Source organism: Micromonospora sp. NPDC049366, assembly GCF_044466625.1.
GTDB lineage: Bacteria > Actinomycetota > Actinomycetes > Mycobacteriales > Micromonosporaceae > Micromonospora.
Map to the genome: position 1 here is coordinate 1 of NZ_JBITMV010000036.1, position 24826 is coordinate 24826.

The window sequence follows — 24826 nt, forward strand, 5'->3', positions numbered from 1 at the left end:
GGGGTAGTGCTTCATCACCATCTGTCAGGGACTCCTGATCTCCCCGGACCATCACGATCCAAGGCTCAAGTGTCCAGGACCAGGGGGCAACTCCCCCAAGCCGCTTAACTCCCGTTGGCCTCATTCCCTTGACACGTTCCGGAGAAGGCGGGCTGGATCTGCCCAGGGTCATGTGACCCGTAATGCTGTGCACATGAGTAGTCCTGTCATCACCGCTTGATGGTGACACTCGTTGGGCCTGGTACACCTAGGACTCCGGACACCGTGCGGCGCCAACACCGTAAGACACATCCCGACCCTCGAAACCGCAGCTCGCGAGCCGCGACCGAGTATTCGAGCAGGACAGGCGCAGAGGTAGTCTTCGCCGTCCTGGAAAGGAACATCAGTGCCTGTTCGCTCGTCTATGAGCTGCCCATGCGCTTGCGCAGTGGCGGCGGCTTCGTCAACACGGCCATGTTGGACGAAGGCCTGGCCAGCCAGGCTCGGGCGAACCTGAGCCTGGCTGGCCAGGCCACGTGCGGCTAGACGCCGCCGGACGGTGCCCCGGGCAGCGTGCGGACGACGGTCAGCGTCACACCGCCATCCTGGTAGGACACCCTGAACATGTGGTGGCCCGCGTTGAGGACTCGCCGCTCCGGCAGGGAATGGAAGTTGCCCCGGATCGAGTCGCCGCTCATGATCGTCAGTACGGCGCCCGGAGTGAGGCGTGCGCGAACGTCCAGGGCGAGTTCGCCGTCCAGCACCAGGTCACCCGCGGCCCGCACGCTCGTGTAGTCGTGGTCGCCGGAGATGGTGATGGCGACGCGACCCGCTCGGCTGATGGTCACGTTGCCGCCGACGTTCAGGACGTTGCCCTGCGCGACGTCGGTGAGAGCGATGGACACTGCGGACGCCGCTTCCGCGGCCGACAGGCCGGGCTGCAACACGCCGCTGTTGACGTGGATGCTGCCTCCCACGAAACCGCTCCCGCCGAGCGTGCCACCCTTGACGGCGACCGAGCTTGCGTGCGAGCCGGCGATCGAAAGCTTGCCGCCTTCAACCGTCGTGCCGCCCTCGTAGGTGGCGTGGCCCGACATGATCAACATCCCGGAGCCCTGCTTGGTCAGAGACGCCGTGTAGAGATTGTTGTCGATGTTGTTCTGAATGTGGGCCGCGCGCGCGTCCATCCATTCCTTGCGCCACTTGGCGGCGTCCTCATAGCTAATCTTGTCGTACAGTTCCGGGTGACCGTTGGTGATGGCTTGAATGTAAGGATCAGCCAAGATGCCCTGAAGCATGAAGGCGCTTTCGCTAAGCCTGCCGTCCGGGCTCAGCACGTTGGGGCTGAAGTCACCGGCGAAGGCAATTCCCTGCTTCTTGTAGGCCGCCAGCCACTCCCGATCCTCCCTCTCCCTTTCCTTGATCGCGATCTGACTGATGTCGTTCGACCAGACGTCCAGGGGCGCCTTGTCCATGTTGTAGGTCATGGGGCTCAGGAACTGGCCGGGACCGTACATGCCCTTGGCCAGATCGGGAATCCCCCAACCCCAGCGTTCGTCCGGAAGACCGTCGGGAGCGGTCCACGCGATGGATGTTCCGGAGGGGGAGGTTTGCCCGGTGCCGAGGAATCTCACGCCGTCGGACATCTTGTTATTCGCCGTGGTGAACATCAGCTCACGGACCTGCTTGGCGTCCATGTTCGGGTAACGGGAGAGCAGAACCCCCATCACCGCTGTCGCAACGGGCGTTGCCGGAGACGTGCCGCTCGAGTTTGAATAGTTGGTGTCACCACCGCTGTTCGTGGTCCGAACACTGTTTGACGGGGTGGACACGGTCCACCATTTGGCGAGCCCCGCCTCGTTGTACCCGGACTGCTTCGTGTATTCGGGGTTGGCCGCAGTGGGAGGCTGCACGCCGCCGACGCATACCCACTGCTGTTCCGCCGAGGGATTGAAGAAGGGGTACGCCGGGCGGAAATACGGGTTGCTCCAGTCGTTGTTGCCCGCCGACCTCACGTTGACGGTACCGCTATCCTTGATTGCGTCCCAGATGGCATCCATGAAGGAGCGTCCGGGGTGGTCTGGATTGTACTGGATGCCGCCTTCCGAATAGCTCTTCTTGAAGAGGAAGAACTGGTACTCCAGATCCTTCAGGTACTCATTGGGGATAATGGTCGCCATTGCCGTGGCGCTGGCGCTGTCTTTGCCGCGCAGCTCGTAAGCGTTGGCGAGGTTGCCATTTACCCCAAGGTCGTTACCCAGGCCGTCGAAGCGGCTTCTGTCAAGAGTCTGGACATAAGAGCCCCAGCTACTGTTGATGACCTGGGCGCCTGCGTCGACCAGGGCTTTGTTGGCGGTATGCCAGTACACGTAATCGTGGAAGGGGCCGTGGGACTGGGTATCGGAGCCGCCGGTCATGGCGACATACATCGTCGAGCCAAAGGCGATGCCGTGCTGGTCTTTACCATCGCGAATGCCAGAGGTGACGCCAAGCATGCCCGTCCCGTGACTGTAGTCACTTGTTCTCGCCTGGTCACCGGCCACAGTGAACGGCTGGCCCGCAGTAAACGGGTTCGCCGGGGTTGCTGTGTTCCGGTACCCGAAGCCGGACGTGCCGTATACACCCTCCGCTCTCACCGGAACGATCAGCCCGGTCTGAAATGCTTCGTGTGTAGTCCGGTAGCCGGAATCCATCATGCCCAGCGCGACGCCCTGCCCGCGGTACCCCAGGGCGTAGGCGGTGGACGCGTTTACTGCGACGAGCTGCCATGGGGAATCGATAGCTGTGCCAGGGTTGGAGGGATTATGGCCGGTATAGTAACCGTATTCCGGCGTTTCCCAACTGGCCTTAGCGGCACTTAGTTCCCCCGGCGACCTGGCGACAAAACCGGGGTCTCCCGGATAGGCCGGCCCGCCGGCTGTACTCCCGGGGGTCGATGTTGGGCCGGTCTTGGACGATGCCGAGGCGAACCCGGCCGGAAACAAGGCGATGCCTCCTCCGGCGGCAAGGACACCTCCCAGCCGACGCAGAAACTGCCGCCGGTTCACGAACCTCATGCTCATCTCCGACTCCTTCCGATGGGCCGATATCTCCGGCGGACCAGAGCGGCCTGCTGCGTTCCAGCGTCATTCTCCACACGCGCTGGCCGAGACAAATGATGTGCCGTTTCGCCGCTACCAGGCGGCGAATGTCGGCGGCCTCGTTCGGGATCCCGACTGCGGCGCGGGCCGAAGCATGAATGTCGGGTGCCAACTGCTGATGAGGCCGGCGCCGGCGGTCACTTCGACGCCGGGAACGCTCCGTGCGAGTGGCAATGCAGACGGCGCAAGCCGGCAACCGGCAACGGCCATTGCGAACCGACGCGGTGCGCCCACCTTTGCTGCGGCAGCCGGGACCAGAAGGAACCCCGGCCACGTCAGGACGGCGAACTGGAACGCTCCCACAAGTGGGCCTCCCTATATGGTCACCAAATTAGACTGCGGCAGAAGTCCCTCGTCAAGAGGGCAAAATCCGTCCACCAGAAGCGGTTTGAGCGACCGTCCATATCGATTCACATAACTGTTGTGCGCCGGGCCATGGGTTGCGTCCACGGACGTCGCGTTACGATTTGCCCGTTACGGGCCTGTTGCGTAGATGAGAGACGGCCACCGCGTGATCCTTCGAGACGGCAGGGTCCGAGTGAAGGAGCGTGATGTGCGGCGGCCGCATCATGCCGATAGCCGGTGAACGAGACCCCCGCCTTGTCGCAGTGCTCGTAGAGCTTGCGGTCGGTCGAGTGCATGCACGTGACGGGATCGCAGGTCGAGGCCCCAGCTGCATGGGCGCCCGGGGTGGCCGAATCCGATCAGTCTTGTCGATATCTATTGACATCACTTCCGGAACAACGTTGTCTTGTGTTCGGCCGTGACCTGTGCGTGGTGGGATCTGGCCGCGGGCACGTCCCGCCCCGGGAACATCGACCAGTGACCCGGCCGCCCACCCTCGGAGCGCACCACTGACAGCCGCCGCCCCCGTCCGCACTTCCGAAGGGCCGACCGCATGACCCGACGCGCCTCCAGCCGACGCTGGCCATTGCTCGCCTTCGCCACCGCGGCCGTCCTGGTCGTGACCACAGCGCCGACCGCCGCGACCGCCGCGCCCCAACCCGACGCCGCCGACACCGGTTGGACGAAGGGAACACCGCCACTCTCCACACCGTGGACGGATGACGTCTCACCCGCCAACGCACTGCCCGAATATCCGCGGCCGCAACTGACTCGGTCCCGCTGGCAGAACCTCAACGGCGTGTGGGAGTTCGCCGGTGCGGCCGCCGGCGAGGCCCCGCCGGTCGGCGAGGAGCTGGCCGAGCGGGTGTTGGTGCCCTACCCCATCGAGTCGGCCCTCTCCGGCATCCAACGGCACGAGGACCGGATGTGGTACCGCCGGACCTTCACCGTGCCCGAGCCGTGGCAGGTCGGCCGGGGCCAGCGCCTGGTGTTGCACTTCGGCGCGGCCGACTACGACGCGAAGGTGTGGGTCAACGGTCACCAGGTGGCGACGCACCGGGGCGGCTACGACGGCTTCGACGCCGATGTCACCGACGCACTGCGGCCCGGCGGGCAGCAGGAGCTGATCGTCTGGGCCGAGGACCTGACCGACGCGACGTTCCAGCCGATCGGCAAACAGCGCCGGGTCGGCGACCGGGGCATCTTCTACCAGGGCAGTTCCGGCATCTGGCAGACGGTCTGGATGGAGCCCGTCTCGGCCACGGGTGCCATCGACTCACTGAACCTGACGCCCGACCTGGGTGACAAGTCCGTGCGGTTGCGCGCGAACCCCACCTCCGGGGCCGAGGGCCTCACCGTCGAGGCCGTGGCGTACGACGGGCGCAAGGCCGTCGCCCGCGTCGCCGGTCCGGCCGGGACCGACCTGACGATACCCATCGCCAAGCCCAAGCTGTGGTCACCCGACTCGCCTTTCCTCTACGACCTCCGGGTACGCCTGTTCGACGGCCGCAAGCAGGTCGATGAGGTCGGCTCCTACTTCGGGATGCGCGAGATCGGCAAGGCGAAGGGCGCCGACGGCAAGCTTCGCATGACGTTGAACGGCAAGATCCTGTTCCACATGTCCACCCTCGACCAGGGCTTCTGGCCCGACGGGCTGAACACCGCACCGACGGACGAGGCGTTGCGCTTCGACCTGGAGCAGCACAAGGTGCTCGGCTTCAACACCGTCCGCAAGCACATCAAGGTCGAGCCCGGCCGCTGGTACTACTGGGCGGACCGGCTGGGGTTGATGGTGTGGCAGGACATGCCCGCGACGAAGCCCGGCCGCCCGACCGTCGAGTGGCAGCGGCAGTGGGAATCCGAGCTCGGCGAGATGATCCGGGAACACGCCGCGCATCCGTCGATCGTGGTGTGGGTGCCGTTCAACGAGGGCTGGGGTGAGTGGGACCAGGGCGCCACCGGCCGCATCGCCGACTCGGTCAAGCAGCAGGACCCGACCCGGCTCGTCAACGCGCACAGCGGCGTGAACTGCTGCGACTCTCTCGGTGACTCCGGACGCGGGGACATCATCGACCACCACCAGTACCTCGGTCCGGCGTCGCCACTGCCCACCGCCGGCCGGGTGGCCGTCGATGGCGAGCACGGCGGAATGGGCCTCGAGGTTGACGGTCACATGTGGTTCGGCGAGGGCGGCGCGTACTGGATGGCGCCGGACTCCGAAACGCTGACCCGACGGTACGTGGAGAACCAGCGCGACCTGCTGCGTATTGCGAACACCTGCGGGGTCTCGGCCGGCGTCTACACCCAGATCACCGACGTCGAGCACGAGGTCAACGGCTTCTTCACCTACGACCGCCGGGTCGAGAAGATGGACTTCGACCAGGTGCGCGCGGTGAACGAGGCGGTCATCCGCTCGGCCGACGGTACCGGCGCGAACGTTCCTCCGCCGCCGCCCGGCACGCCCGGCCTCACCGGAGTCGGCTACTGGCCGCTGGACGAGAATGCCGGCGATACGGCCAACGACGAGGCGGGCACCAATGACGGCCGGCTCGTCGCCGGGCCCACCTGGACGGCCGGCAAGACGGGTTCGGGCCTGCTGTTCAACGGCGGCAACCAGTACGTCGACACCGGCAGGACCGTCCTCGACACCACCGGCAGCTACTCGGCCTCGGCCTGGGTGCGCCTCGACAGCGCGGGTGGCGCCTTCCAGACGGTGGTGAGCCAGGACGGCGCCTCGAACAGCGCCTTCTACCTGCAGTACTCCGGCGCTGACCGACGGTTCGCGATGAGCTTCGCCGGGGTGCGGGCCCTCGCGCCGACCACCCCGGTCGCCGGGCAGTGGTATCACCTCGTCGGTGTCCGGGACGCGGCGACGGGCCAGCTGCGCCTCTACGTCGACGGGCAACTCGCCGGGCAGGCGAGCGCCTGCCTCGGCGACGGTTCCACCGGGCCCCTGGTCATCGGCCGCGGCAAGTTCGGCGGCAACCCCGTCGACTACTTCGATGGCACGATCGACCAGGTGCACGTCTACGACCGCGCTCTGAGCGCCGCCGAAGTGACGGCGCTCTACGAGTCCGGAAAGTAGCACTGCGGGTTTCCCGGGAGGGGGCGACGAAGCCCCCTCCCGGCCCGTGCCGGCGAACGGGCGGCCTTCAGCTCGTGCTGTCACAAGCTGGGCGTGACACCCGAACGGATCCCGTTCAATCAGCGTCGCGCGCTCAATTGCCGCCGAGCGGTCGCTACGACGGCCGCATCTGCTGATGGAGGAGCCGCCGACCAGGTACGGGCCTTTGCTCAGCGGACGACCTGCCCCAGTCGGAGTCGGCCTGGCTGGACGACATCGGCGTAGGTCCCGAAGCAGGCTGCCCGCCCTAGCCCGGCCACAGGGATGCGGTAGTGCCGGGCCAGGGCGCTCAGCACGGAGAGGTCGGCCGGCAGCTCGGCCTGGGAGAGTCCGGGAATGACGCACCGTGGAGTGGGCAGGATCACCCGGAGCACGACATCGCCCAGCCGTAGCTCCTGCCCCGGTTCTGGGTCACGCGGTGCGTCGATGACCAGGTTCGGGCGAAACCGCGCCGCGGCCACACTGACACCTCCCATGCGCTCACCCAGCAGAGACAGCGCACCGGTGGTCACGATATGAACGGCGCCGAAGTCGACGAACCGGCCGACCCGCCCCGCGCCCGCGATCGCCGTGATGGTTTCCTGACCGGGCCGGGCACCGGCCATCCAATCCGGCACCATGCCGACGTCATCAGGCAACGTCCGGTGCAGCCTCGCGTCGGGCGGCAGCTCTCGGCTCAGCCGCACCGGACGGCCCAGGTGGTCGCTGAGTGCGGCATCTGCCGCGGCGCTTCCGGCTCGCAGCGAGCTGCCGTCGACATGCAGCGTCAACATCGTCTCCGGGCCGTCATCCCGCGTTGTCGTACCGACCTCGAAGAGGCGACCCCATCGTCGTGGATGTTTGGCGCTGCCGACCGTCCCGTCCTGGCAGTCGATACAGGCCCACGTCCGGTCTCCGCGCAGACCGGTCGACTCGACATCAGCCGCCTGGAGAACCTCACCCCGGGCGCTCTTGAGCGGGTAACGCCGGAGCGCGACAACCGTCTGCACGACGATCATGCTGCCCCACCGCCACCAGCGCCTCGGACACGGTCACCCGAGGAACATCCGCTCACGGCACCCCTTCATGTCAAGGCGCCGCTGACACCAGGGCTTTAGGGTGGTTGGTGGCGGGTCCGGGAAGTGGCTTGTCCGAAGGGCCGATGTCCGGGGTCAGGTCGGCCGCGCTGGATTGCAAAGTCGTCCCCGAGTGCCCTCCCGGGCCTGCCGCCTGCCGGCGTTTCTGGTCGGCGACCATGCGGGCTTAGGCGACGGTGGAGAGCCGCCGTTTCAGCGCGCGCATGGCTTCCATGGAGGTCTTTCCCGGCGGCTTTTCTCGCGTCGAAGTAGGCGCGGCCTTGGGTGCGGTTGGTAGCTGGACCACGGCCATGATGTGCAGTGTGCGGTTGATCCGGCGGTTTCCGGCGCGGGAAGTCTGTGACGCTTCTGGTCGCCGGAGGAGGCGTCCAGCGGTGCGGTGCCGTTCCAGGACGCGAACCGGTCGCGGTCGGCGAACCGGCTGATGTCTGCGACGTCTGCCAGTAGGCGGGCTGCGCCTGAGGGGCCGATGCCGTGCAGCTCCATCAGGGTGGAGCCGCGGGCGGCCAGCAGCTTCCCACGATGTCGCGGGGTTTGACCGTCGCGATCAACGCGCGGGCCTGTGGCGCGGACAGGAACTTCTTCGCCCCGCCGGGCAACAGTTCCAGCATCAACCGGTTGATGGTCTCGGTGCGGGCGCGGCCCAGCTCGTCACGCCGGTCGGCGAGCATGCCCATCACCTGCAGATCCGCTTCGACCGGAACCAGCACCAGATTCGGGCGTCCGCCCGACATCGGGGCAGTGATCGCTACGTGGTTCTCTGCGCGTCGGCGGCGGCTTGGACGAAGGCGCGAATCAGGGGAGTCTCCGCGCCGCTGCGCCACACCGGGGCGTACCGCAGGGTCGGTCCGTCGGTGATGGGGAGGAAGGTGATGTCGCCTCGCTGCCGGGTGGCGGCCGCGTCCGAGCCGATCGGGGAGATGACGCTGCCACTGGCGGTCGCCCTGAAGGCCTCCTCGAGGGTGGCCACGCCCAATCCGCGCCGGATGGGCCGCCCAGCCGGTGTCACGGCCGGGGTGTGCGCCTCCCACACGTAGTCGGGGATAGGGCCGTCCGGAAACGCCACCGGGTAGTCGCCGAGATCCTCCATCTCGACGCTGTCTCGGCCGGCCAGCCGATGATCGCAGGCAACCGCCAGCACCAGCTTCTCGGTGTGCAACACAGGCCCGACGACGAGGTCAGGCTCGCGGATGGGAAGCCAGAGCACCCCGATGTCGACCCGGCCGGCACGCAGCGCTCCGAGCGGGTCGGTGGGCAGGATCTCGCGCAGGCGCAGCTCGCATTGCGGATGCCGTTGCCGGAACAGGTCGAGGACGGCCCCGATCGACTGGTACTGGGTGGCCATCGTGCCGACGGTCAGCGTGCCGGCCTGCCCGCGAGCCGCGGCGGCGGCCTCGTCGATGCCCGACATGATCTCGCCGTAGCCGGTGCGGAGCCGGTCGCGAAGCCGCTCGCCGAGCGGGGTGAGCCGGACGCTGCGGCTGGTCCGCTCGAACAGGGCGCCGCCGATCCGGCGCTCCTGCTGTTTGATCGACTGACTCACCCGCGCCTGGGACACGTGGAGGCGTTCGGCCGTACGCCCGAAATGAAGCTCTTCCGCCAGCGTCAGGAAGATCTCGATGTCGCGCAGTTCCACCCGGCCGTCCCTCCCACTGAGCACGGGGCTTCGGGACCGGAAGTATATGGCGGTGGCAGCGGCTCGCCGCACGAGCGTTACCTGCACCGCCGCCGACTGCGTGGCTGCCTGGCCTCGAACGATAACCGTTGGCTAATGCAGCGGTGCGACCTTCTGCGTTGTTCGGCACGGACGGTCGGGCGATCGTGGGTGCCATGAGCGAACGCTTGATCGACATCGTGGCGGTGCCGGACCACTCCGGGATCGCCCGATGGCAGGCTGTGGTGCCACCCGGCTTCGTGGCCGGGGTGGCCGTCCTGCGTCCGGTCATCCCGTTCGAGCACGGCCTTCTCGAGGTGGCGCTCGACACTCAGCCCGGCGCCGTCGAGCTGAACCTGTACGTGGAGCCGCAGTGGCGGCGGCGCGGGATCGGTTCCCTGCTGCTGGCCGCGGTCGGCGAACATGCCGCGCGGCAACGCCTGGTCGCCGAGGTCGCCGCGGGCTCTGCCGGGGAGGCGTTCTGCGTCCGGCACGGTTTCCGGCATACCGGATCCAGGTGCCATGACCTCCTCTCCTACTGCGACGTTCACCAGGCCTGGCTCGCTGAGCTGGTCGACGTCGGGCCCGCCGGATACCGGCTGAGCCACTGGACCGGCGATCTGTCCGACGCGACACAGGTCGAGGAACTGCTCCGACACCCGAGCCGTCCGGGCAACGCGGTGCTGAGCGCCGCGGAAGCCGACGGCGATCTGGTGGCCTACGCCGTGGCGGCCGTGGACGCGATGTCTCAGCGCCGCGCCCGCCAGTACGGGCCGACCGTGCTCGCCGCCCATCGCGGACGGCGGCTGGGCCTGTGGGTCAACGCCGCCCTGGTCAAGCGCCTGCGTGAGGTCCACCCGCACATCGACGAGATCGAGGCGCGCACCGCCGAGGACGACCTCGGCCTGCTCGCCTTACGCAGGCACCTCGGCTTTTTCCACCTTCGGCGAACTCGCGTCTACGAGCTCGCCCTGCCGTAAGCCCCGACCCACGATTCGCAGACCGAGCGGCACCGGAGCCAACGCGCACTGCCGGAGAGAGGTTTGTCATGAACAGTCCGGTACGTCACTGCATCTGTTTTCCCCCGTCGTTCACCAGCCGCCCATCCAGGGCCAGGGGTCCCCCGAAGCCGGGCAGTGGTCCGTTCAATCCGATTCACACACGTCTCACAGGAGTTGACCACCTTGTCCATCCCACTCTCTGATCAGGACAAACTTACGTTGCGGACGGCCGCATACGGCGCTGTCACGCTGCTGTCGGCCGCCGGCGCCGCCGGCGGCTCGCCCCACAGGATCGCGACTGACGGCTCCATCGCCCTGGCCTCGGCAACCGGCCTGGTCGGGCACGTACTCGCCGAGAAGTCCACGGGAGTGGGCCTGAACGGCAAGTCGGTCGCCGAGATCGCCGACCGCGTGCTGCCTGCTCTGACGGAGGCGATGCGCCTGCTGGAGAAGCAGGATCCGGCCGAGGCAGCAAACTTCCGCCGCACGGTCGTCGTCGCCCTTGACGCGGCCGTCCGGACCCGGCGGGGCGAGCCCGGTCCCACCGTGGCCGAGATGACCAACAAGATCATCGCAGCGCTCGACGCCGCCGCGGCCACGCCTGAGGTGACCGCATGACGACCTCAGCCATCGAGGCCTCGGGGCTGCGGAAGGCGTACAAGGACAAGGTCGTGCTCGACGGCATCGACCTCGAGGTCCGCGCGGGCACGGTGTTCTCGCTGCTCGGCCCGAACGGGGCGGGTAAGACCACGACGGTGAACGTACTGACCACGCTGATCGGCGCCGACGGCGGCACGGTGCGCGTGGCGGGGCACGACGTCGCGACCGAGGCCAGGGCGGTGCGCGCGGCCATCGGTGTCACCGGTCAGTTCGCGGCGGTGGACGAGCTGCTGACCGGGCAGGAGAACCTGCAGCTGATGGTCGACCTGAACCGTGCGGCCGGCGGCGACGGCAAGCGGATCGTTACGGGGCTGCTGGAGCGGTTCGATCTGGTGGAGGCGGCGGACAAGCCCGCGTCGACCTACTCCGGGGGTATGCGCCGCAAGCTCGACCTGGCGATGACCCTGGTCGGCAACCCGCAGATCATCTTCCTGGACGAGCCGACCACCGGCCTGGACCCGCGCAGCCGCCGCATGCTGTGGTCGATCATCCGCGACCTGGTCGCCGACGGCGTGACCATCTTCCTCACCACCCAGTACCTGGAGGAAGCCGACCAGCTCGCCGACCGTATCGCCGTGCTCGACCAGGGCCGCCTGGTCGCCCAGGGCACCCCCGACGAACTCAAGCGCCAGATCCCCGGCACCCACATCCGGCTGCGGTTCACGACCCCCGCCGAACTCGACGCGGCTGCGTGGGCCTTCCCCGACGCGGCCCGCGACGACGAGGCACTGGCGCTGCGGGTGCCGGGCGACGGCGGCACGAAGTCGCTGCGGGAAGTGCTGGACCGCCTCGACGAGCACTCCCTCAACGCCGAGGAGTGCTCGGTGCACACCCCCGACCTCGACGACGTCTTCCTCGCCCTGACCGGTCACACCACGGAGGTGGACGCGAAATGAGCGCCAAGTCCCACTCGCTGGTGATGCTGCGCCGCAACCTCAAGCACCTCATCAGGAACCCGACGTCGGTGTTCAACGCGGTCCTGATGCCGATCATCATCATGCTGATGTTCGTGTACATGTTCGGTGACGCCTTCGACGTCGGCGTCGACTACATCGACTACGCGACACCGGGCCTGATCCTGCTGGCCGTCTGCTACGGGCTGGGCGGCACCGCGACATCGGTGAACTCCGACATGACCAAGGGCATCATCAACCGCTTCAAGGTCATGCACGTGTCCCGCGGCGCGGTGCTGACCGGCCACGTGATCGCCAGCGTGCTCACCAACCTGATCGCCATCGCCGCCCTGATCGGCGTGGCGTTCCTGCTCGGCTTCAGCCCTGCGGCGAGCGCGCTCGACTGGCTCGGGGTGTCCGGCGTCATCGTGCTGCTGGCCTTCGCGACCGGCTGGTTCACCGTCGCGCTGGGACTGTCGGCGAAGTCGCCGGAGACCGCGGGCATGGCCGCGGTGCCGCTGGTCATGCTGCCGTTCTTCAGCAGCGCGATCGTCCCCGCCGAGACGATGGGCCCGGGCCTGCGGCAGTTCGCGCAGTACCAGCCCTTCACCCCGATCATCGAGACCACGCGCGGGCTGCTCGGCGGCGCACCGGACACCACCGACGCGGTGCTCGCCGTCGCCTGGTGCGTCGCCATCGCGCTGGTCGGCTACCTGTGGGCGCGGTCCACGTTCACGAAGCGAGCGTGACCTCGGCGACCTGACCTCCGCCTGTCCGGGTGCCCCCGGGCGCCGCCTCGGCGAGATGAACTCCGTCGAGGCGGCGCCGCACGCTTGCGCCATCCGGGCCGCACCCGGGGCATGTACCCGCCCGGCCTGCGCACGGTCGGGGCGCGGCGGCGACAGCCACGGGGTCAGATGGTGACGACGATCTTGCCCGCCGGGTGCCCGTCCCGCAGGTGCCGGATCGCGTCGGCAGCCTGGGCCAGGGGATAGGTGCGGTCGACCGCCGGGGTGAGGACCCCTGATTCGATGAGGGTTCCCAGCTCGTTCAGGTCGTCGGTCCGCTCGACCGCACTCACGCTGCGCAGCCGTTGACCGACGAACAGGGACAGCAACGGCCGGCGGACGATCTGCCGGTCGTAGCCGCTGAGCACCGGGCCCTTGGTGTACGAGCCGCCGACAAGCGCCAGTGTCCCGTGTGGGGTGAGGGCACGCCGCAGGAGAGCGAACGGCCGGTCGCCGCCGGTGTCGATGACCACGTCGTAGATCGGTCCGTCGCGGTCGATCTCCTCGCTGGTGTAGTCGAGGACGTCGTCTGCGCCGAGAGCACGTACGAACGCGGCAGCAGCCGGCCTGCAGACGGCGGTGACAGTCGCCCCGTACGCCTTGGCGATCTGCACGGCGTGCGACCCGACACCGCCGGACGCGCCGATGACCAGCACGCGGTGTCCCCGGCGCACCGCGCCGCTGTCGCGGACCGCGCGCAGCGCCGTCATCCCGGAGACCGGCGCGGCGGCGGCCTGCGCGAACGACACGTTTGCCGGCTTACGGGCCAGCCGCCGTTCCGGCGCGCTCACGAACTCGGCGTACGAGCCGCGCAGACAGGTGCCGAACACCTCGTCGCCGGGTCGGAACCGGGTCACCCGGGCGCCGACCGCGACCACCACCCCGGCCAGGTCCCGGCCGCGCACCGGCACCCGGGGCCGACGCAGCCCGCTGGCCAGCCGCGCCAGGTAGGGACGGCCGGTCATGAAGATCCAGACTCCGGGGTCGACGCCCGCGGCGTGGACCTGGACGAGGACGTCCTTCTCGCCCACGGCCGGCGGGTCGATGTCGCGAAGGTGGAGCACGTCGGCTGGGCCGTAGCTGTCCTGGACGATGGCCTTCACGGTGTCGCCTCCTCGGGGTACTGGAACACGTCGTCGATTCGTACGCCGAACACGCGGGCGATCTTGAACGCCAACTCCAGCGAGGGCGAGTAGCGGCTCTGCTCGATGGCGATGACGGTCTGCCGGGTCACGCCGATCCGGTCGGCGAGCTCGGCCTGGGTCATCTCGTCGTGCGCGAAGCGCAGCGCGCGGATGCTGTTCGTGACCTGGGTCGGCTTCACCACTGCGGGACACCCCTGCGGTAGACGATCACCTTGGCCAGGGAGCCGACCGCCGCCGACAGGACGAAGCACAGGTAGATGACGTTGGCGATCCAGAACCAGTCCCACTCGGCCAGCGCCATCAGCATCGCCGACACCGCGCCGAGGGCAACGAACGCCTGGCCGACGTGGTCGCCGAGCCGTCCGATCTCCCGATCGCGTACGTCCTTGACGCGGGACGCCCGCGGGTTCACCACGCCCATTCCGATCTCGGCCACGATGCTCGCGACGACGGCCCCGCCGATCGTCCACAGCAGAACCGCGGCGTACGGGGTGGCGGTGAGCGGCCCGCCGTCGGCCTTGTCCAGGACGACGGCGGCATAGACGGAATACCCCACCACGCTGACCACCAGCATGATCCAGGCTCGCTTCTCCTCGTGCGTCACGGCCGCCTCCCTTGTAAAGAATTCTTGACACCAGTCAGAGTATGGCGACTTTGACATCATGTCTAGAACTTTTTACATCGCGGTTGGCTCGTGATCGGGGTGGAGCGACTCGGTGATGATCGTGATGGCCAGGACGGCTTGGAAGGCACGACCCGTCCTCGGCGCAGCAGGCAGCAGCGGAGCCAGAACCGCCCGTACACGGAGTAGGTTGCGTAGAACTCGGGTGGTCGCCATCCACGACGACCTGCCGGGCGCACCCGTGTATCGCACGTTCGTGGAGCGCTTTCCCGGCACTGCCGTGGACTCGGCGGGTGGAAGAGATCGAGCAGACGCTGTACGTCAAGCGCCGGCGACGGTGGCGTAAGTGGCTGGACATACCGTTGGGTGGCCACGTCGAGCGGTTCTGGAACGCCGGCAGCAGTTCGACAACGGCCAAGGCGGCCAACGGGAGGCGAGGTTGCAACGTCTGCGCGGGCGGGGTAGGCGATGCCGCGAGCAGGGCATGTGTGGCGTGCATGGCTGAGGCTGCCGATGCCGGGCGGATCCGGTTCCGGTTCGAGCTGCGCCCGCTGGCCCACGTGCGGCCGTGGGGCCGGGAGCGGCGCACGCTGCACTGGTTCGGCCTGACCGATGGCTGGTATTGGATCGACCTGAACGGTCACGAGCTGCTGCGCTATTCCGACCAGACGGTGCGCCGCCGGCAGGCCGACGGCTACGAGGGCCTGCCCTACGCCGACTACTACGTGGTTCGGCTGTGGGAGGACCTGCTGCAGCTACTGCCCGCGGTGCTCGAGCCGGTGCCCACCGACCTGGTGCCGTTCATCGAAGCCGGCTCCACCACGTGGGCGGAGCGGGGTGAGCACGAGGAAGACTTCACCGCCGAGATCTGGTACGGCGACAGGGTTCTTGACGTGGGCTATCTGCGCAACGCCCCGGTGATTCGGTGGTGGCGCACCATCATGAACGGTGCCGACGCGGTGACGCTCGACTGGCGGAACCGAAGCTGCGAGAAAGACGTCGATGTCACGTTCGCCGACCCGGTGCGGGGCCGCCTGGTCCTCACCACCGAGGAGTTCGTCGACGCCGTGCGGGATCTTGACCGTGACCTGATGGCGGCGATGCACGAGCGGATCACCCTGCTGGAAGAGCGGCGCGTCGTACTGCCTGATGTCGAGTTGGACCTGGTCGCGCTGCGCGCCGAGCACCATGACCGCGCCACGTGGTTACCGCAGGCTCTGGACCGCCGCGTGGGATCCGATTGGAGAGCCGTCAGAGCCGGGGCAGCCGTACTGAGACGTTCGTCATGACCATCCGCAGCCAAGGTGGGCGGGGTGACATGCCAGGTCGCGGGAGTCTGCGTTGATCGAGGCTTCGCGACGGCGTGCGTGGCGGATCCCGACCGTTTCGAGTCTGCTGCCAACCTCTACCGGGGTGGCTACGAGGTCTACCCGCGTCCGTTCAGCGCAGTCACCGGGAGTGGTTGCGATCGATGGACAGAATGCGGTCATGGCATGGGAGGAACTGGTCAGGCAGTCGGGTGCCCCGCGGGGTTTCGAGCATGTCGAACCGGTCCCGCGCACAGAGGCCCGCACGAATCTCCTGATCGCGGAGTACAACGTGATCCGCGCCCTCGTCGCCCAGAAAGCGGCGGCGTCGCACGCCCTGGTCGGCGCGTACATGACCGTTGTCGCGGTGTTCCTGGGGCTGGTCCTGGCGAACGGCGCCGACCCGCGGCTACTCCTCGTGCTTCCCGTCCTGTCCGCGGTCTCCGGGGTGACCATCCTGCGGCGTCGGAGGGACCGGGAGGCGGCGAACACGTACGTTCTCGAGGTTCTCAGGCCGATCGCCGCCGAGTGCGCCGGCGATGAGCGGATGTTCACGTGGGAGGAGCACTACGCGCGCCACAAGGCCGGCCGGTCGCTGCTCTACGAACTCGGGTTGCAACTGGTCTTCCCGCTGTCCGGGCTGGCCTGCCTGATCGTGACCTTCCCGCGCCTGGAGTCGGTCACCGACTGGTCGATCTGGGTCGCCGGATCGGGCCTGCTCGTCATGCTGCTTCTCGTGTACGCCGGTCAGAACCGGGCTCGTCTCGTCGCCCGGGTCGCCATGGGGTTCCGCTCGCGGTGGCCTCGGCGTCGGCGAGCGCGCCGGGTGGGCAGCGGGAGCGGCGAGCGGTAGGACCGCGGCCGATATCCCGTCCGGGGTGTCCGGCGCCGCGCTGCGGTGAGGTGGGTTGCGGCGAGTTGGTAGGTGAGGCCGAATGGTCGGCGGTCGGCGTCGCCTGCTCCGGCCTGACCACGACGGTGACGATCGCGGCCCGCGACGCACTGCGTTGACCTGGCTGCAGGCCGTAGTTAGCGTTAACAAGCACCGTCCACGTCAGAAGGAGCCCCACCACCGGTCGAGGAGGATCAATTGAGACTGCGACAGCGAAGGTCCCGTCCCAGGCTGAGTCGGAAGGGCAGAGGTGTCGCAGTTCTGGCACTGGGTGCGCTTCTCTCGGCCTCCTTCGCCGCGACGCCCTCGTACGCTGCCGAGGAGCAGCTCACCGAGGGGCTGGTGCACCACTTCGCCCTCGACGAGACCAGCGGAACGACGCTGGTCAACTCGGGCAGCGCGGGCGCGGCGGCGAACGCCACGCTCGTGAATCCCGGGAAGGCGACGTTGACCGGCGAGGGGATCAGATTCAACCCCGACTCCTACGAGGGCGCCCTCGACGGCGCGTACGTCAGACTGCCGAACGACATCACCGCCGGCATGTCCGACCTCACGGTCGACTACGACGTGTGGATCGACCCGGCGAACGTCGGCGAGCACCAGATGTGGGGCTTCGGTCGCAAGTCCGGCTCGTGCGACGTCGACACCGGCGCCCAGGGCGCCATCTTCGCGTCGAACACCCAGCGGTTCCGGGTCGCGGTGGGCTCGGTGAACCTGCAACAGAACCGGGTCCGCATGCCCGAAGGGGCGTGGACGCACGTCACCTACACCCAGTCGCTGAACGCGAACGGGACGAGCTGGACCGGCCGGCTCTACCTCGACGGGGTGCTGCACGCGACGTCGACGAACCTGACCACGCCGCCGTCGGTGAACGCCGCGGGGACCAACTGCAACTTCCTCGGCCGCTCGCAGACGTCGGGCCACTACTCGTTCCGCGGCACGATCCGGGACTTCCGGGTCTACGACCGGGCGGTGAGCGTCGACGAGACGCTCGCCCTGGCGCAGCGGACCGTCTCCGACGGCGTGCGCGCCGACGCCGCCGCCATCGACCTCGGCCTGACCAGTGCGGTCGTACGCGACATCACGCTGCCCAAGGTGGGTTCCGTGGCGGGCTCGTCCATCACGTGGACGAGTTCGGACCCGTCGGTCGTGGCGGTCCACACCCCGCCGGCCCTGCCCAGCGCACGCAAGGTCGCGGTGACCGGCAGGATCACCCGGCCCGCCCATGGGCAGCCCGACGCGACGGCCACGCTCACGGCGACCGTCCGCAAGGGCGCCCAGGAGGTCGCCACCCGGGAGATCGCCGTCGTGGTGAAGGCCGAGTTCGACGACGCGCAGGCCGTCGACCGCGACAGCTTCGACCTGACGCTGTACGCCACCGACGACGTACGCGGAAACCTCAACCTTCCTGCCCGCGGCGCGTTCGGGTCGACGATCACCTGGCGGTCGACCACCGACCTCGTCACCCCGACGGGTGAGGTGACCCGCCCGGCGTTCGGCCACGCCGATGTCACCGCCACTCTGACGGCGACCATCACCAAGGGCTCGGCCTCGCAGACGAAGTCGTTCCCGGTGACCGTCACCGCACTGCCCCGTGCCGAGGAGTACGAGCGCTACTTCATGGGGTACTTCAAGGGCGAGGGAATCGCCGACGGCGAACAGATCATGTTCGCCACCTCCAACGGCAACACCGCGCTGGACTGGACGGGTCTGACCGGAGGCCGGCCGTCGCTCATCTCCCAGCTGGGCGACCAGGGGCTCCGCGACCCGCATATCGTCCGCTCACCCGACGGCGACACGTTCTACATGATCGCTACCGACCTGAACTGGTACGACCAGGGCGGTTACGCCATCAACGACACCCAGTACATCGAGGTGTTCGAGTCGCACGACCTGGTGCACTGGACCCCGCAGCGGCACGTGAAGGTCGCGCCCGACAACGCGGGCAACGCCTTCGCGCCCGAGTCGTTGTGGGTCGAGGAGATCGGCGCCTACGTCGTGTTCTGGGCGCAGTCGTTGTGGAACGACCCGGTGAACCGCACCGGTCAGGGCAACGCGCAGATGTGGTACGCCACCACGCGTGACTTCCAGACGTTCTCCGCGCCCCAGGTCTGGCAGAACCCGGCCCCGCTGTCGCGGATCGACACGACCGCGATCCGGGTCGGTGACCACTACTACCGGGTGACCAAGAACGAGGCCGGCAACCAGGGCTCGGACATCTTCTCCGAGAAGCACACCGACTTCCTGGACAGCGACATCAACAACTGGACGTTGGTCGCGCCGGCTCTGGGGCGCACGACGTGGGTCGCCAACCAGGGGTACGAGGGTCCGGTCATCTTCAAGGCCAACCCCGGTGACACCTCCTGCCCCGGCCAGTTCTACCTCTGGGGTGACCGGTACACGAACGGTGGGGGATACCAGGCCGCGTGCCACGAGAACATCGAGGCGCCGACCTGGAACGCCAAGGCGATTACGATGACCAACGCGGGTGTCGTCCGTCCGCGTCACGGCACGGTGATTCCGCTGACCGTTCGCGAGTGGAACGACATCCGGGGGATCCCGAACAGCGACGTCACGACCACCACCGAGGTGGCTGTCGAGGCGTACGCGGGTGGGGCCCAGACGACCACGGCCACCGCCACGGTCACGGCGGCCGACGGGTTCGAGACCGGCGGCCAGGTGCGGTTCAGCGTCGGCTCGTGGTCGACGCTCGCCCACCTGAGCGACGGCGCGGCCACGGTCACGCTGCCGGCGGGTCTGCCCGCGGGCACCCGGACGATCACCGCCGAGTACCTCGGCTTCGACTACCTGAAGGCGTCGGACGCTACGGCGTCGTTCGAGGTGCCCTCCGGCCCGGCCGCCGTCAAGGTCCACGCGAAGGCCGCGCCGGCGTCGGTGGTCGGCGGGGACACGTTCCGACTGAACGTGACGGTGGGGCCGACGGGCGGGCCGAAGCACAACGCTCCGACCCCGACGGGCGAGGTCACCGTCACCTTCGGCGGCGCCGTGCAGGTGGTGGCACTCGCCGACGGTAAGGCTGTCGTCGACCTGCCGACCGCTGATCTGCCGCCCGGGAACTACCGGGTCCACGTCGCCTACTCCGGCAACCCGACCTACCAGCCCCACGCCGCCGACTACCAGACGTTGACGGTACGCAAGCGAGCGTAGGCACCCCGAAGCGTTCGGCCACACGGGGGAGCGGGCGAGATCCGATGATCTCGCCCGCTCCTGACGGCACGGCCCCGCAGCCGGGACTACGGAGTGATCATGCCCTTCTCGACGACCAGGTTGTAGTTCTCGCCGAACACGTTGAGCTCGTGGACGCCGACCTTGACGTTCTCGGTCGTACCCAGGACCTTCAGCCGGACGGCGTTCGTCAGCACCCGGTCGAAGGTGACGTAGTCGGCCGTGTACGCGACGGTGTTCGTGCTCCTGTCGACCAGCGGCCGCCACGTGTTGGTGGGGATGTCCTTGTACTCCAGCGTGTACCGCACCGCGTTGTCCTTGGTGAACGTGCGCCCGAGCTCCTTCCACTGGATCTGCGCGGCCGAGATGTGGAAGACGGTCCCGAAACCCCTGATGTACGTGGGCGCGGTGTCGCCGTCAGCCGGCTCCCACCACGTGGACAGCAACCGGTCGCTGCCGTAGTACGGGTTGCGCCCGGGGGCGTAGCTGCTCGCCCAGTACGCCTGGCTGTTGGTGGCCACGTTGTAGAGCCCGACGTCGTCCCGGCCCGAGATCTTCTTCCCCGGGGCCAGTTGCGGCGTGTTGGACAACTCGCAGTCGATCGCCCCCTGCTTCGGGCCGGCGGGGATCACGGTGCAGACGTCCATGCCCAGTCGCCGCTCGAAGAACTCCTCGTACGCGATGACGTAGGTGTAGAAGAACACCAGGTTGCCGGACTTGTCGAGCACGAAGCTGCCGTGCCCGGCGTTCGGATAGACCGCACTCGGGTGGTTGTTGCCGTAGCCGATCGGGTTCTGCTGGGTGACCTCGAAGCCGGAGAGCGGCTTGTCCGAGGTCATCACACCGGTCGCGTACGTGGTGAACTCCGTGCCACCGGACGCGACCGAGAGGTAGTAGGTGTCCTTCACCTTGAACAGCTGCGAACCCTCCACGTACCCGTGCGTGTAGGTCGCCTTGTTGTCACCGATGTGCTGCCACTCCTGGCGCGGGTCGAAGGTCCAGAGCACGACGGGGTCGCTGATGAGCTGTCGAGGATTGTTCGGGTCGAGTTCGGCGCCCATGATCGGCGAGCCGATGTTGTACGTCAGGTACAGCCGTCCGTCCGTGTCCAGGAAGAACTGCACGTCGCCGACGCTCAGGGTCTGACCGCTCGGGCGCAGGAAACTCCCCATGCTGGTCCACGGCCCGGTGGGCGAGTCCGATCGGTAGACCGGGGTGTTGTTGCCGGCCATGTAGAACGTGTCGCCGATCTGCACGACCGTCGGCGCGACCAGGCCCAGGTTCATCTGATGCGGCGTCCACGTCAGGTAGTCGGTGGTGGACCAGACGGTGCGGTTGTTGTTCGGTGCGTTCTGCATCGCGCCGGACGCGTAGAGATAGATGGTCCCGTCGACGTTCAGCGCGGACCAGTCCGCCCCGGTCCGGGCGGAGTTCTCCGAGATCCTGGTGAAGCCGACGGTGGATCGGCTTGCGAGCGTCCGCCCGGACGCCGCCGTCCACGTCTCCTGGTTCAGGCTGGCAGGGATCTGCGAGGTGTTGGCGACGTTCGCGTCCGTCGGCGGCATCGTCCCGACGATGTTGCGCACAGCCATCCCGGGCAGGTTGATCGGGTTCACATAGGTCTGCGTCATGTCGACGCCGGCCAGGGGCACCTTGGCGGTGGGGGTCTGCGGTCCGACGCCCGGTGCCCCCGGGGGCGCCGGCTTCTCCGCCGAGGCCGCCACGATCGGTGTCAGTTGGCCCACTCCCACCCCTACCAAGAGGGCAAGGCCAATAGCCGCTAGTTCTCGACGTCGTTTGCCGGCGGTCCTCTCGACGACCATCAGCTCCTACCTTCCGTCTGGGTAGCGTTAGCGCTAACAACGGGCGGAAGTGTTCGGTTTTCGGGAGTGCCCGGTCGGCGTGGTCGATTGCCGGGTGTGAGGGCTGCCTTCGACGGTGATCACGAAGGGGGAGAGCGGGTCCGGTCGACCGGCTGGGCTTCCAGCGCACACGTCCATCGGCTCGGTCCCATCCAGCGGGGGTCGGCGACCGAGCGGCTGTTAGCGCTAACAATGTTGCGGTGATGTTAACGTCGCTGTCCGGAGCGTGTCAAGAGCGTCAATGCCTCGTGACTCGTCCGGGACGTCTCCGGCTACGGTGACAGCACCAACTCACCACCGAATGGCCACCATGAAATGCCCCGTCGACGTCGCCCTTCGGGGCTCAGGAGGTCCGCAGCGGCCGGAAGACGGCCCGCATCTCGGTCGCGAACAGATCGGGCTCCTCCCAGGCGGCGAAGTGGCCACCCTTGCCGACCTCATTGAAGTACGCGAGGTCGGGGTAGACCATCTCGACCCAGCTGCGCGGGGCAGCCCAGATCTCGCCGGGGAACGTCGTGAAGCCGACCGGCACCGACACCGGCGGGGGTTTCTGACCGGACGCGGCCGCCGCGGCCCGGAACCGTCCGAATTCCCAGTACCACCGGGCGGCCGAGGCGCCGGTGCCCGTCAGCCAGTACAGCATGATGTTGTCGAGGATGCTGTCGCGGGTGAGGCCGCCCGCGGGGTCGCCGTCGACGAACGCGCGGGAGATCTTGTAATAGCTGTCCGTGTCGTGGTCGAGCATCCAGGCCGCCAGCCCGACGGGTGAATCCAGCAGGGAGTAGCCGATCGTCTGCGGCCGGGTCGACTGTTCCAGGAAGTAGCCGAAGCCGTCCGTGGTGAACGTGTTGAGAGCGTCGAGCGCCGCGCGTTCCTGCTCGGACTCCGCCGGCAGTTGGTCCTTGAACGCGATCGCCCCGGACAGCAGGTTGAGGTGGATGCCGAGCAGCCCCTCCGGTCCTTGGCGACCCATCGCATCCGTGACGTTGGCTCCCACGTCGCCGCCTTGGGCGACGTAGCGCGGGTAGCCGAGGCGGTCCATCAGTTGCGCCCACGCCCGTGCGATGCGGCCGGACTCCCAACCGAGCTCGGTCGGCTCACTGGAGAAGCCATAGCCGGGCAGTGACGGCAGGACGAGGTGGAAGGCGTCCTCGGCCCGTCCGCCGTGCGCGGTCGGGTCGGTGAGCGGACCGATGACCCCGAGCAGTTCGGCGACCGAGCCGGGCCAACCATGCGTCATGATCAGCGGCAGGGCGTTCTCGTGCGGCGACCGTACGTGGATGAAGTGGATCTCGACGCCGTCGATGGGGGTGGTGTACTGCGGCAGGGCGTTCATCGTCGCCTCGAAGGCCCGCCAGTCGTAGTCGCTCGCCCAGTAGCGGGCCAGCTCCTGCACCGTCGCCAGCTGCACGCCCTGGGAACGGTCGGTGACCAGCTCCCGGGTGGGCCAGCGCGTGGCCGCGATCCGAGCACGCGTGTCGGCGATCGCTTCCTCAGGCGTGTCGAGCCGGAAGGGGCTGATCTCCTTGCCGTTGGACATGGTCACCACCTGCCGGATCGGGTCGACCGGCGCCGAGACGCCGGCGAGGCTGGCACGCGCCCAGTCTCGCACCGGCCCGACGACCGGCGGACCGGAATGCGTATTCGCGCTCGGCCCTGACCCGGACTGGCTTGCCGGCCGCGACCTCTGGCGCTGGTGAACGGCCCACAGATCGGGAGAGCTTGGTCAGCCGTGTCTGTCTGACCGAGGGGGGAGCCTGGTCTCCACCGCATGTTCAAGGGTCATGGGCCGGTTGGTTCACCAAGGGATCGACGTCACGGTCGGGTCATCCGGGCTTCCCAGTCTGGCCGCATGAATTCTCGTCTCACCCGAAGCCTCGCCTCCGCGGGGCGGCTCGGCGGCATCGCTGCCGCCGTTCTGGCCACGGTCGTCGCGACCAGCCTGCTGCCGAACGCCCTGCGGACCGAGCCGGAGGCCGGCAGCGGAAAGCCGTCGCCCGGCGGTGCCGTCCGGATGAACGAAATCCAGTTCATCGGCGCGCACAACGCGTACCACCGGGAACTGCAGGGCGCCGAACTCGCGGCGATGATGAAGGTGGACCCGACCTACCCGGAATGGGGGTTCTACTCCCATGCGGCGATCCCCGACCTGCTCGGCCGGCAGCACGTCCGTGGCCTCGAACTGGACCTGCTGCCTGACCCGCAGGGCGGGCTCTACCAGTACCCGCTGCTGCGCAAGGCGGCCGGGCTTGGCCCGATCGACGACCCGGAGATGGCCAAGCCGGGCATGAAGGTGATGCACGTCGCCGACGTCGACTTCAACACCACCTGCAACACCCTCGTCGCCTGCCTGAAGCAGGTGCGCCAGTGGTCGCAGGACAACCCGAAGCACGAGCCGATCCTGATCCAGCTCGAGCTGAAGCAGACCGAGGACATCGTGGAGCGGGCCGGCGGCGCGGTCAGCCCGCCGTGGACGGAGGACCTGCTCGGCGACATCGACGCCGAGATCCGGTCGGTCTTCTCCGAGGCGGCCCTGATCACCGCCGACGACCTGCGCAAGCCGGGCCGCACCCTGGAGGAGTCGGTCCTGCGGTACGGCTGGCCGACCCTGGACGACGCCCGCGACAAGGTGATGTTCTTCTTCGACAACGGCGGCCCCGGCGCTATCCGCGACATGTACCTCAAGGGACGCCCCAACCTGGAGGGCCGGGCGGTCTTCACCCGCGGCAACCAGGGCAGCCCGGACGCCGCGATCACCATGGTCAACGACCCGCGCGGCGCCAACCAGGCTCAGATCCAGGACCTGGTCGAGCGCGGATACCTGGTCCGCACCCGATCCGACGAGCCGTTGGGCACCGTCAAGAACCAGGATTTCGCGCAGCTCGAGGCCGCGCTCAACAGCGGCGCCCAGCTGGTCACCACCGACTTCCCCGCAGTCGGTATGGCCGCCCGCTGGGACAGCGACTACGTCGCCGAGCTGCCCGGCGGAGCGGCGCTGCGGTGCAACCCGGTCTCTGCCCCGAAAGACTGCCGAGACGACAAGCTCCAGCGGTAAGCGGGAGTTGCCCCCTGGTCCTGGACACTTGAGCCTTGGATCGTGATGGTCCGGGGAGATCAGGAGTCCCTGACAGATGGTGATGAAGCACTACCCC

Annotated in this window: 20 protein-coding genes; 9 read left to right on the top strand and 11 right to left on the bottom strand. The window is 68.1% G+C overall.

The window, feature by feature from the left end:
- Positions 1-521: 521 nt before the first annotated feature.
- Positions 522-3041 carry a S8 family serine peptidase gene (locus ACIBTV_RS30395; protein ID WP_396710452.1) on the bottom strand — a complete coding sequence of 840 codons (2520 nt, stop codon included), beginning with the start codon at positions 3039-3041 and terminating at the stop codon, positions 522-524.
- Between the two features lie 111 nt (positions 3042-3152).
- Complete coding sequence (locus ACIBTV_RS30400; RefSeq protein ID WP_396710454.1) at positions 3153-3422, bottom strand: MauE/DoxX family redox-associated membrane protein; 270 nt, start codon at positions 3420-3422, stop codon at positions 3153-3155.
- A gap of 595 nt (positions 3423-4017) precedes the next feature.
- Here ACIBTV_RS30400 and ACIBTV_RS30405 point away from each other — a divergent pair.
- Positions 4018-6549: a LamG-like jellyroll fold domain-containing protein gene (locus ACIBTV_RS30405; protein WP_396710456.1), complete on the top strand. Its 2532-nt coding sequence runs from the start codon at positions 4018-4020 to the stop codon at positions 6547-6549.
- Positions 6550-6758: 209 nt separating this feature from the next.
- On the opposite strand, the gene ACIBTV_RS30410 is transcribed toward ACIBTV_RS30405, so the two are convergent.
- The 4 genes from ACIBTV_RS30410 to ACIBTV_RS30425 all read right to left on the bottom strand — a co-directional run bounded on the left by ACIBTV_RS30410 (position 6759) and on the right by ACIBTV_RS30425 (position 9300).
- The gene (locus ACIBTV_RS30410; protein ID WP_396710457.1) at positions 6759-7586 is read right to left on the bottom strand and encodes an MOSC domain-containing protein; all 828 of its coding nucleotides are present in this window, start codon (positions 7584-7586) and stop codon (positions 6759-6761) included.
- 270 nt (positions 7587-7856) lie between these two features.
- Positions 7857-8150, bottom strand: coding sequence for a transposase (locus tag ACIBTV_RS30415; protein WP_396710459.1), 294 nt, complete (start codon positions 8148-8150; stop codon positions 7857-7859).
- On the bottom strand, positions 8150-8398 hold the full coding sequence (locus ACIBTV_RS30420) for a hypothetical protein (RefSeq protein WP_396710461.1): 249 nt from the start codon (positions 8396-8398) through the stop codon (positions 8150-8152). Before ACIBTV_RS30420 ends, ACIBTV_RS30415 begins: the two co-directional genes overlap by 1 nt.
- 14 nt (positions 8399-8412) lie before the next feature.
- Complete coding sequence (locus ACIBTV_RS30425) at positions 8413-9300, bottom strand: LysR family transcriptional regulator (RefSeq protein WP_396710463.1); 888 nt, start codon at positions 9298-9300, stop codon at positions 8413-8415.
- A 194-nt stretch (positions 9301-9494) separates the two neighbouring features.
- Here ACIBTV_RS30425 and ACIBTV_RS30430 point away from each other — a divergent pair, with 194 nt between their 5' ends.
- From ACIBTV_RS30430 to ACIBTV_RS30445, 4 genes are all read left to right on the top strand, one after another.
- Complete coding sequence (locus tag ACIBTV_RS30430; RefSeq protein WP_396710465.1) at positions 9495-10298, top strand: GNAT family N-acetyltransferase; 804 nt, start codon at positions 9495-9497, stop codon at positions 10296-10298.
- A 204-nt stretch (positions 10299-10502) separates the two neighbouring features.
- The gene (locus ACIBTV_RS30435; protein ID WP_396710467.1) at positions 10503-10937 is read left to right on the top strand and encodes a hypothetical protein; all 435 of its coding nucleotides are present in this window, start codon (positions 10503-10505) and stop codon (positions 10935-10937) included.
- Positions 10934-11875: an ATP-binding cassette domain-containing protein gene (locus ACIBTV_RS30440; protein WP_396710469.1), complete on the top strand. Its 942-nt coding sequence runs from the start codon at positions 10934-10936 to the stop codon at positions 11873-11875. The genes ACIBTV_RS30435 and ACIBTV_RS30440 overlap by 4 nt, the downstream gene beginning before the upstream one ends.
- On the top strand, positions 11872-12621 hold the full coding sequence (locus tag ACIBTV_RS30445) for an ABC transporter permease (RefSeq protein ID WP_396710471.1): 750 nt from the start codon (positions 11872-11874) through the stop codon (positions 12619-12621). Before ACIBTV_RS30440 ends, ACIBTV_RS30445 begins: the two co-directional genes overlap by 4 nt.
- 164 nt (positions 12622-12785) lie before the next feature.
- Here ACIBTV_RS30445 and ACIBTV_RS30450 read toward each other — a convergent pair whose 3' ends face one another.
- Genes ACIBTV_RS30450 through ACIBTV_RS30460 form a run of 3 tightly spaced genes read right to left on the bottom strand, consistent with a single transcriptional unit; the run spans position 12786 to position 14409 of the window.
- Complete coding sequence (locus tag ACIBTV_RS30450) at positions 12786-13763, bottom strand: NAD(P)-dependent alcohol dehydrogenase (RefSeq protein WP_396710473.1); 978 nt, start codon at positions 13761-13763, stop codon at positions 12786-12788.
- Complete coding sequence (locus ACIBTV_RS30455; RefSeq protein WP_396710487.1) at positions 13760-13927, bottom strand: helix-turn-helix transcriptional regulator; 168 nt, start codon at positions 13925-13927, stop codon at positions 13760-13762. Before ACIBTV_RS30455 ends, ACIBTV_RS30450 begins: the two co-directional genes overlap by 4 nt.
- 53 nt (positions 13928-13980) lie before the next feature.
- On the bottom strand, positions 13981-14409 hold the full coding sequence (locus tag ACIBTV_RS30460) for a hypothetical protein (protein ID WP_396710475.1): 429 nt from the start codon (positions 14407-14409) through the stop codon (positions 13981-13983).
- Positions 14410-14720: 311 nt separating this feature from the next.
- Here ACIBTV_RS30460 and ACIBTV_RS30465 point away from each other — a divergent pair, with 311 nt between their 5' ends.
- The 3 genes from ACIBTV_RS30465 (at position 14721) to ACIBTV_RS30475 (ending at position 19794) form a co-directional block, all read left to right on the top strand.
- Positions 14721-15716, top strand: coding sequence for a DUF5984 family protein (locus ACIBTV_RS30465; protein ID WP_396710477.1), 996 nt, complete (start codon positions 14721-14723; stop codon positions 15714-15716).
- A 199-nt stretch (positions 15717-15915) separates the two neighbouring features.
- Positions 15916-16587, top strand: coding sequence for a hypothetical protein (locus ACIBTV_RS30470; protein WP_396710479.1), 672 nt, complete (start codon positions 15916-15918; stop codon positions 16585-16587).
- 381 nt (positions 16588-16968) lie between these two features.
- A complete protein-coding gene (locus ACIBTV_RS30475) occupies positions 16969-19794 on the top strand; it encodes an immunoglobulin-like domain-containing protein (protein WP_396710481.1) in 2826 nt (941 codons plus the stop codon).
- Between the two features lie 86 nt (positions 19795-19880).
- Here ACIBTV_RS30475 and ACIBTV_RS30480 read toward each other — a convergent pair whose 3' ends face one another.
- Complete coding sequence (locus ACIBTV_RS30480) at positions 19881-21557, bottom strand: family 43 glycosylhydrolase (protein WP_396710483.1); 1677 nt, start codon at positions 21555-21557, stop codon at positions 19881-19883.
- 460 nt (positions 21558-22017) lie between these two features.
- Positions 22018-23214 carry an epoxide hydrolase family protein gene (locus ACIBTV_RS30485; RefSeq protein ID WP_396710489.1) on the bottom strand — a complete coding sequence of 399 codons (1197 nt, stop codon included), beginning with the start codon at positions 23212-23214 and terminating at the stop codon, positions 22018-22020.
- Positions 23215-23526: 312 nt separating this feature from the next.
- Here ACIBTV_RS30485 and ACIBTV_RS30490 point away from each other — a divergent pair, with 312 nt between their 5' ends.
- Positions 23527-24729 carry a phosphatidylinositol-specific phospholipase C1-like protein gene (locus ACIBTV_RS30490; RefSeq protein WP_396710485.1) on the top strand — a complete coding sequence of 401 codons (1203 nt, stop codon included), beginning with the start codon at positions 23527-23529 and terminating at the stop codon, positions 24727-24729.
- Positions 24730-24826: the final 97 nt, after the last annotated feature.

Coding starts and splice junctions, on each gene's coding strand:
- ACIBTV_RS30395 (WP_396710452.1), bottom strand. CDS start 3,041: ATGAGCATGAGGTTCGTGAACCGGCGGCAGTTTCTGCGTCGGCTGGGA.
- ACIBTV_RS30405 (WP_396710456.1), top strand. CDS start 4,018: ATGACCCGACGCGCCTCCAGCCGACGCTGGCCATTGCTCGCCTTCGCC.
- ACIBTV_RS30410 (WP_396710457.1), bottom strand. CDS start 7,586: ATGATCGTCGTGCAGACGGTTGTCGCGCTCCGGCGTTACCCGCTCAAG.
- ACIBTV_RS30415 (WP_396710459.1), bottom strand. CDS start 8,150: ATGGAGCTGCACGGCATCGGCCCCTCAGGCGCAGCCCGCCTACTGGCA.
- ACIBTV_RS30420 (WP_396710461.1), bottom strand. CDS start 8,398: ATGTCGGGCGGACGCCCGAATCTGGTGCTGGTTCCGGTCGAAGCGGAT.
- ACIBTV_RS30430 (WP_396710465.1), top strand. CDS start 9,495: ATGAGCGAACGCTTGATCGACATCGTGGCGGTGCCGGACCACTCCGGG.
- ACIBTV_RS30440 (WP_396710469.1), top strand. CDS start 10,934: ATGACGACCTCAGCCATCGAGGCCTCGGGGCTGCGGAAGGCGTACAAG.
- ACIBTV_RS30445 (WP_396710471.1), top strand. CDS start 11,872: ATGAGCGCCAAGTCCCACTCGCTGGTGATGCTGCGCCGCAACCTCAAG.
- ACIBTV_RS30455 (WP_396710487.1), bottom strand. CDS start 13,927: ATGACCCAGGCCGAGCTCGCCGACCGGATCGGCGTGACCCGGCAGACC.
- ACIBTV_RS30470 (WP_396710479.1), top strand. CDS start 15,916: ATGGCATGGGAGGAACTGGTCAGGCAGTCGGGTGCCCCGCGGGGTTTC.
- ACIBTV_RS30485 (WP_396710489.1), bottom strand. CDS start 23,214: ATGTCCAACGGCAAGGAGATCAGCCCCTTCCGGCTCGACACGCCTGAG.
- ACIBTV_RS30490 (WP_396710485.1), top strand. CDS start 23,527: ATGAATTCTCGTCTCACCCGAAGCCTCGCCTCCGCGGGGCGGCTCGGC.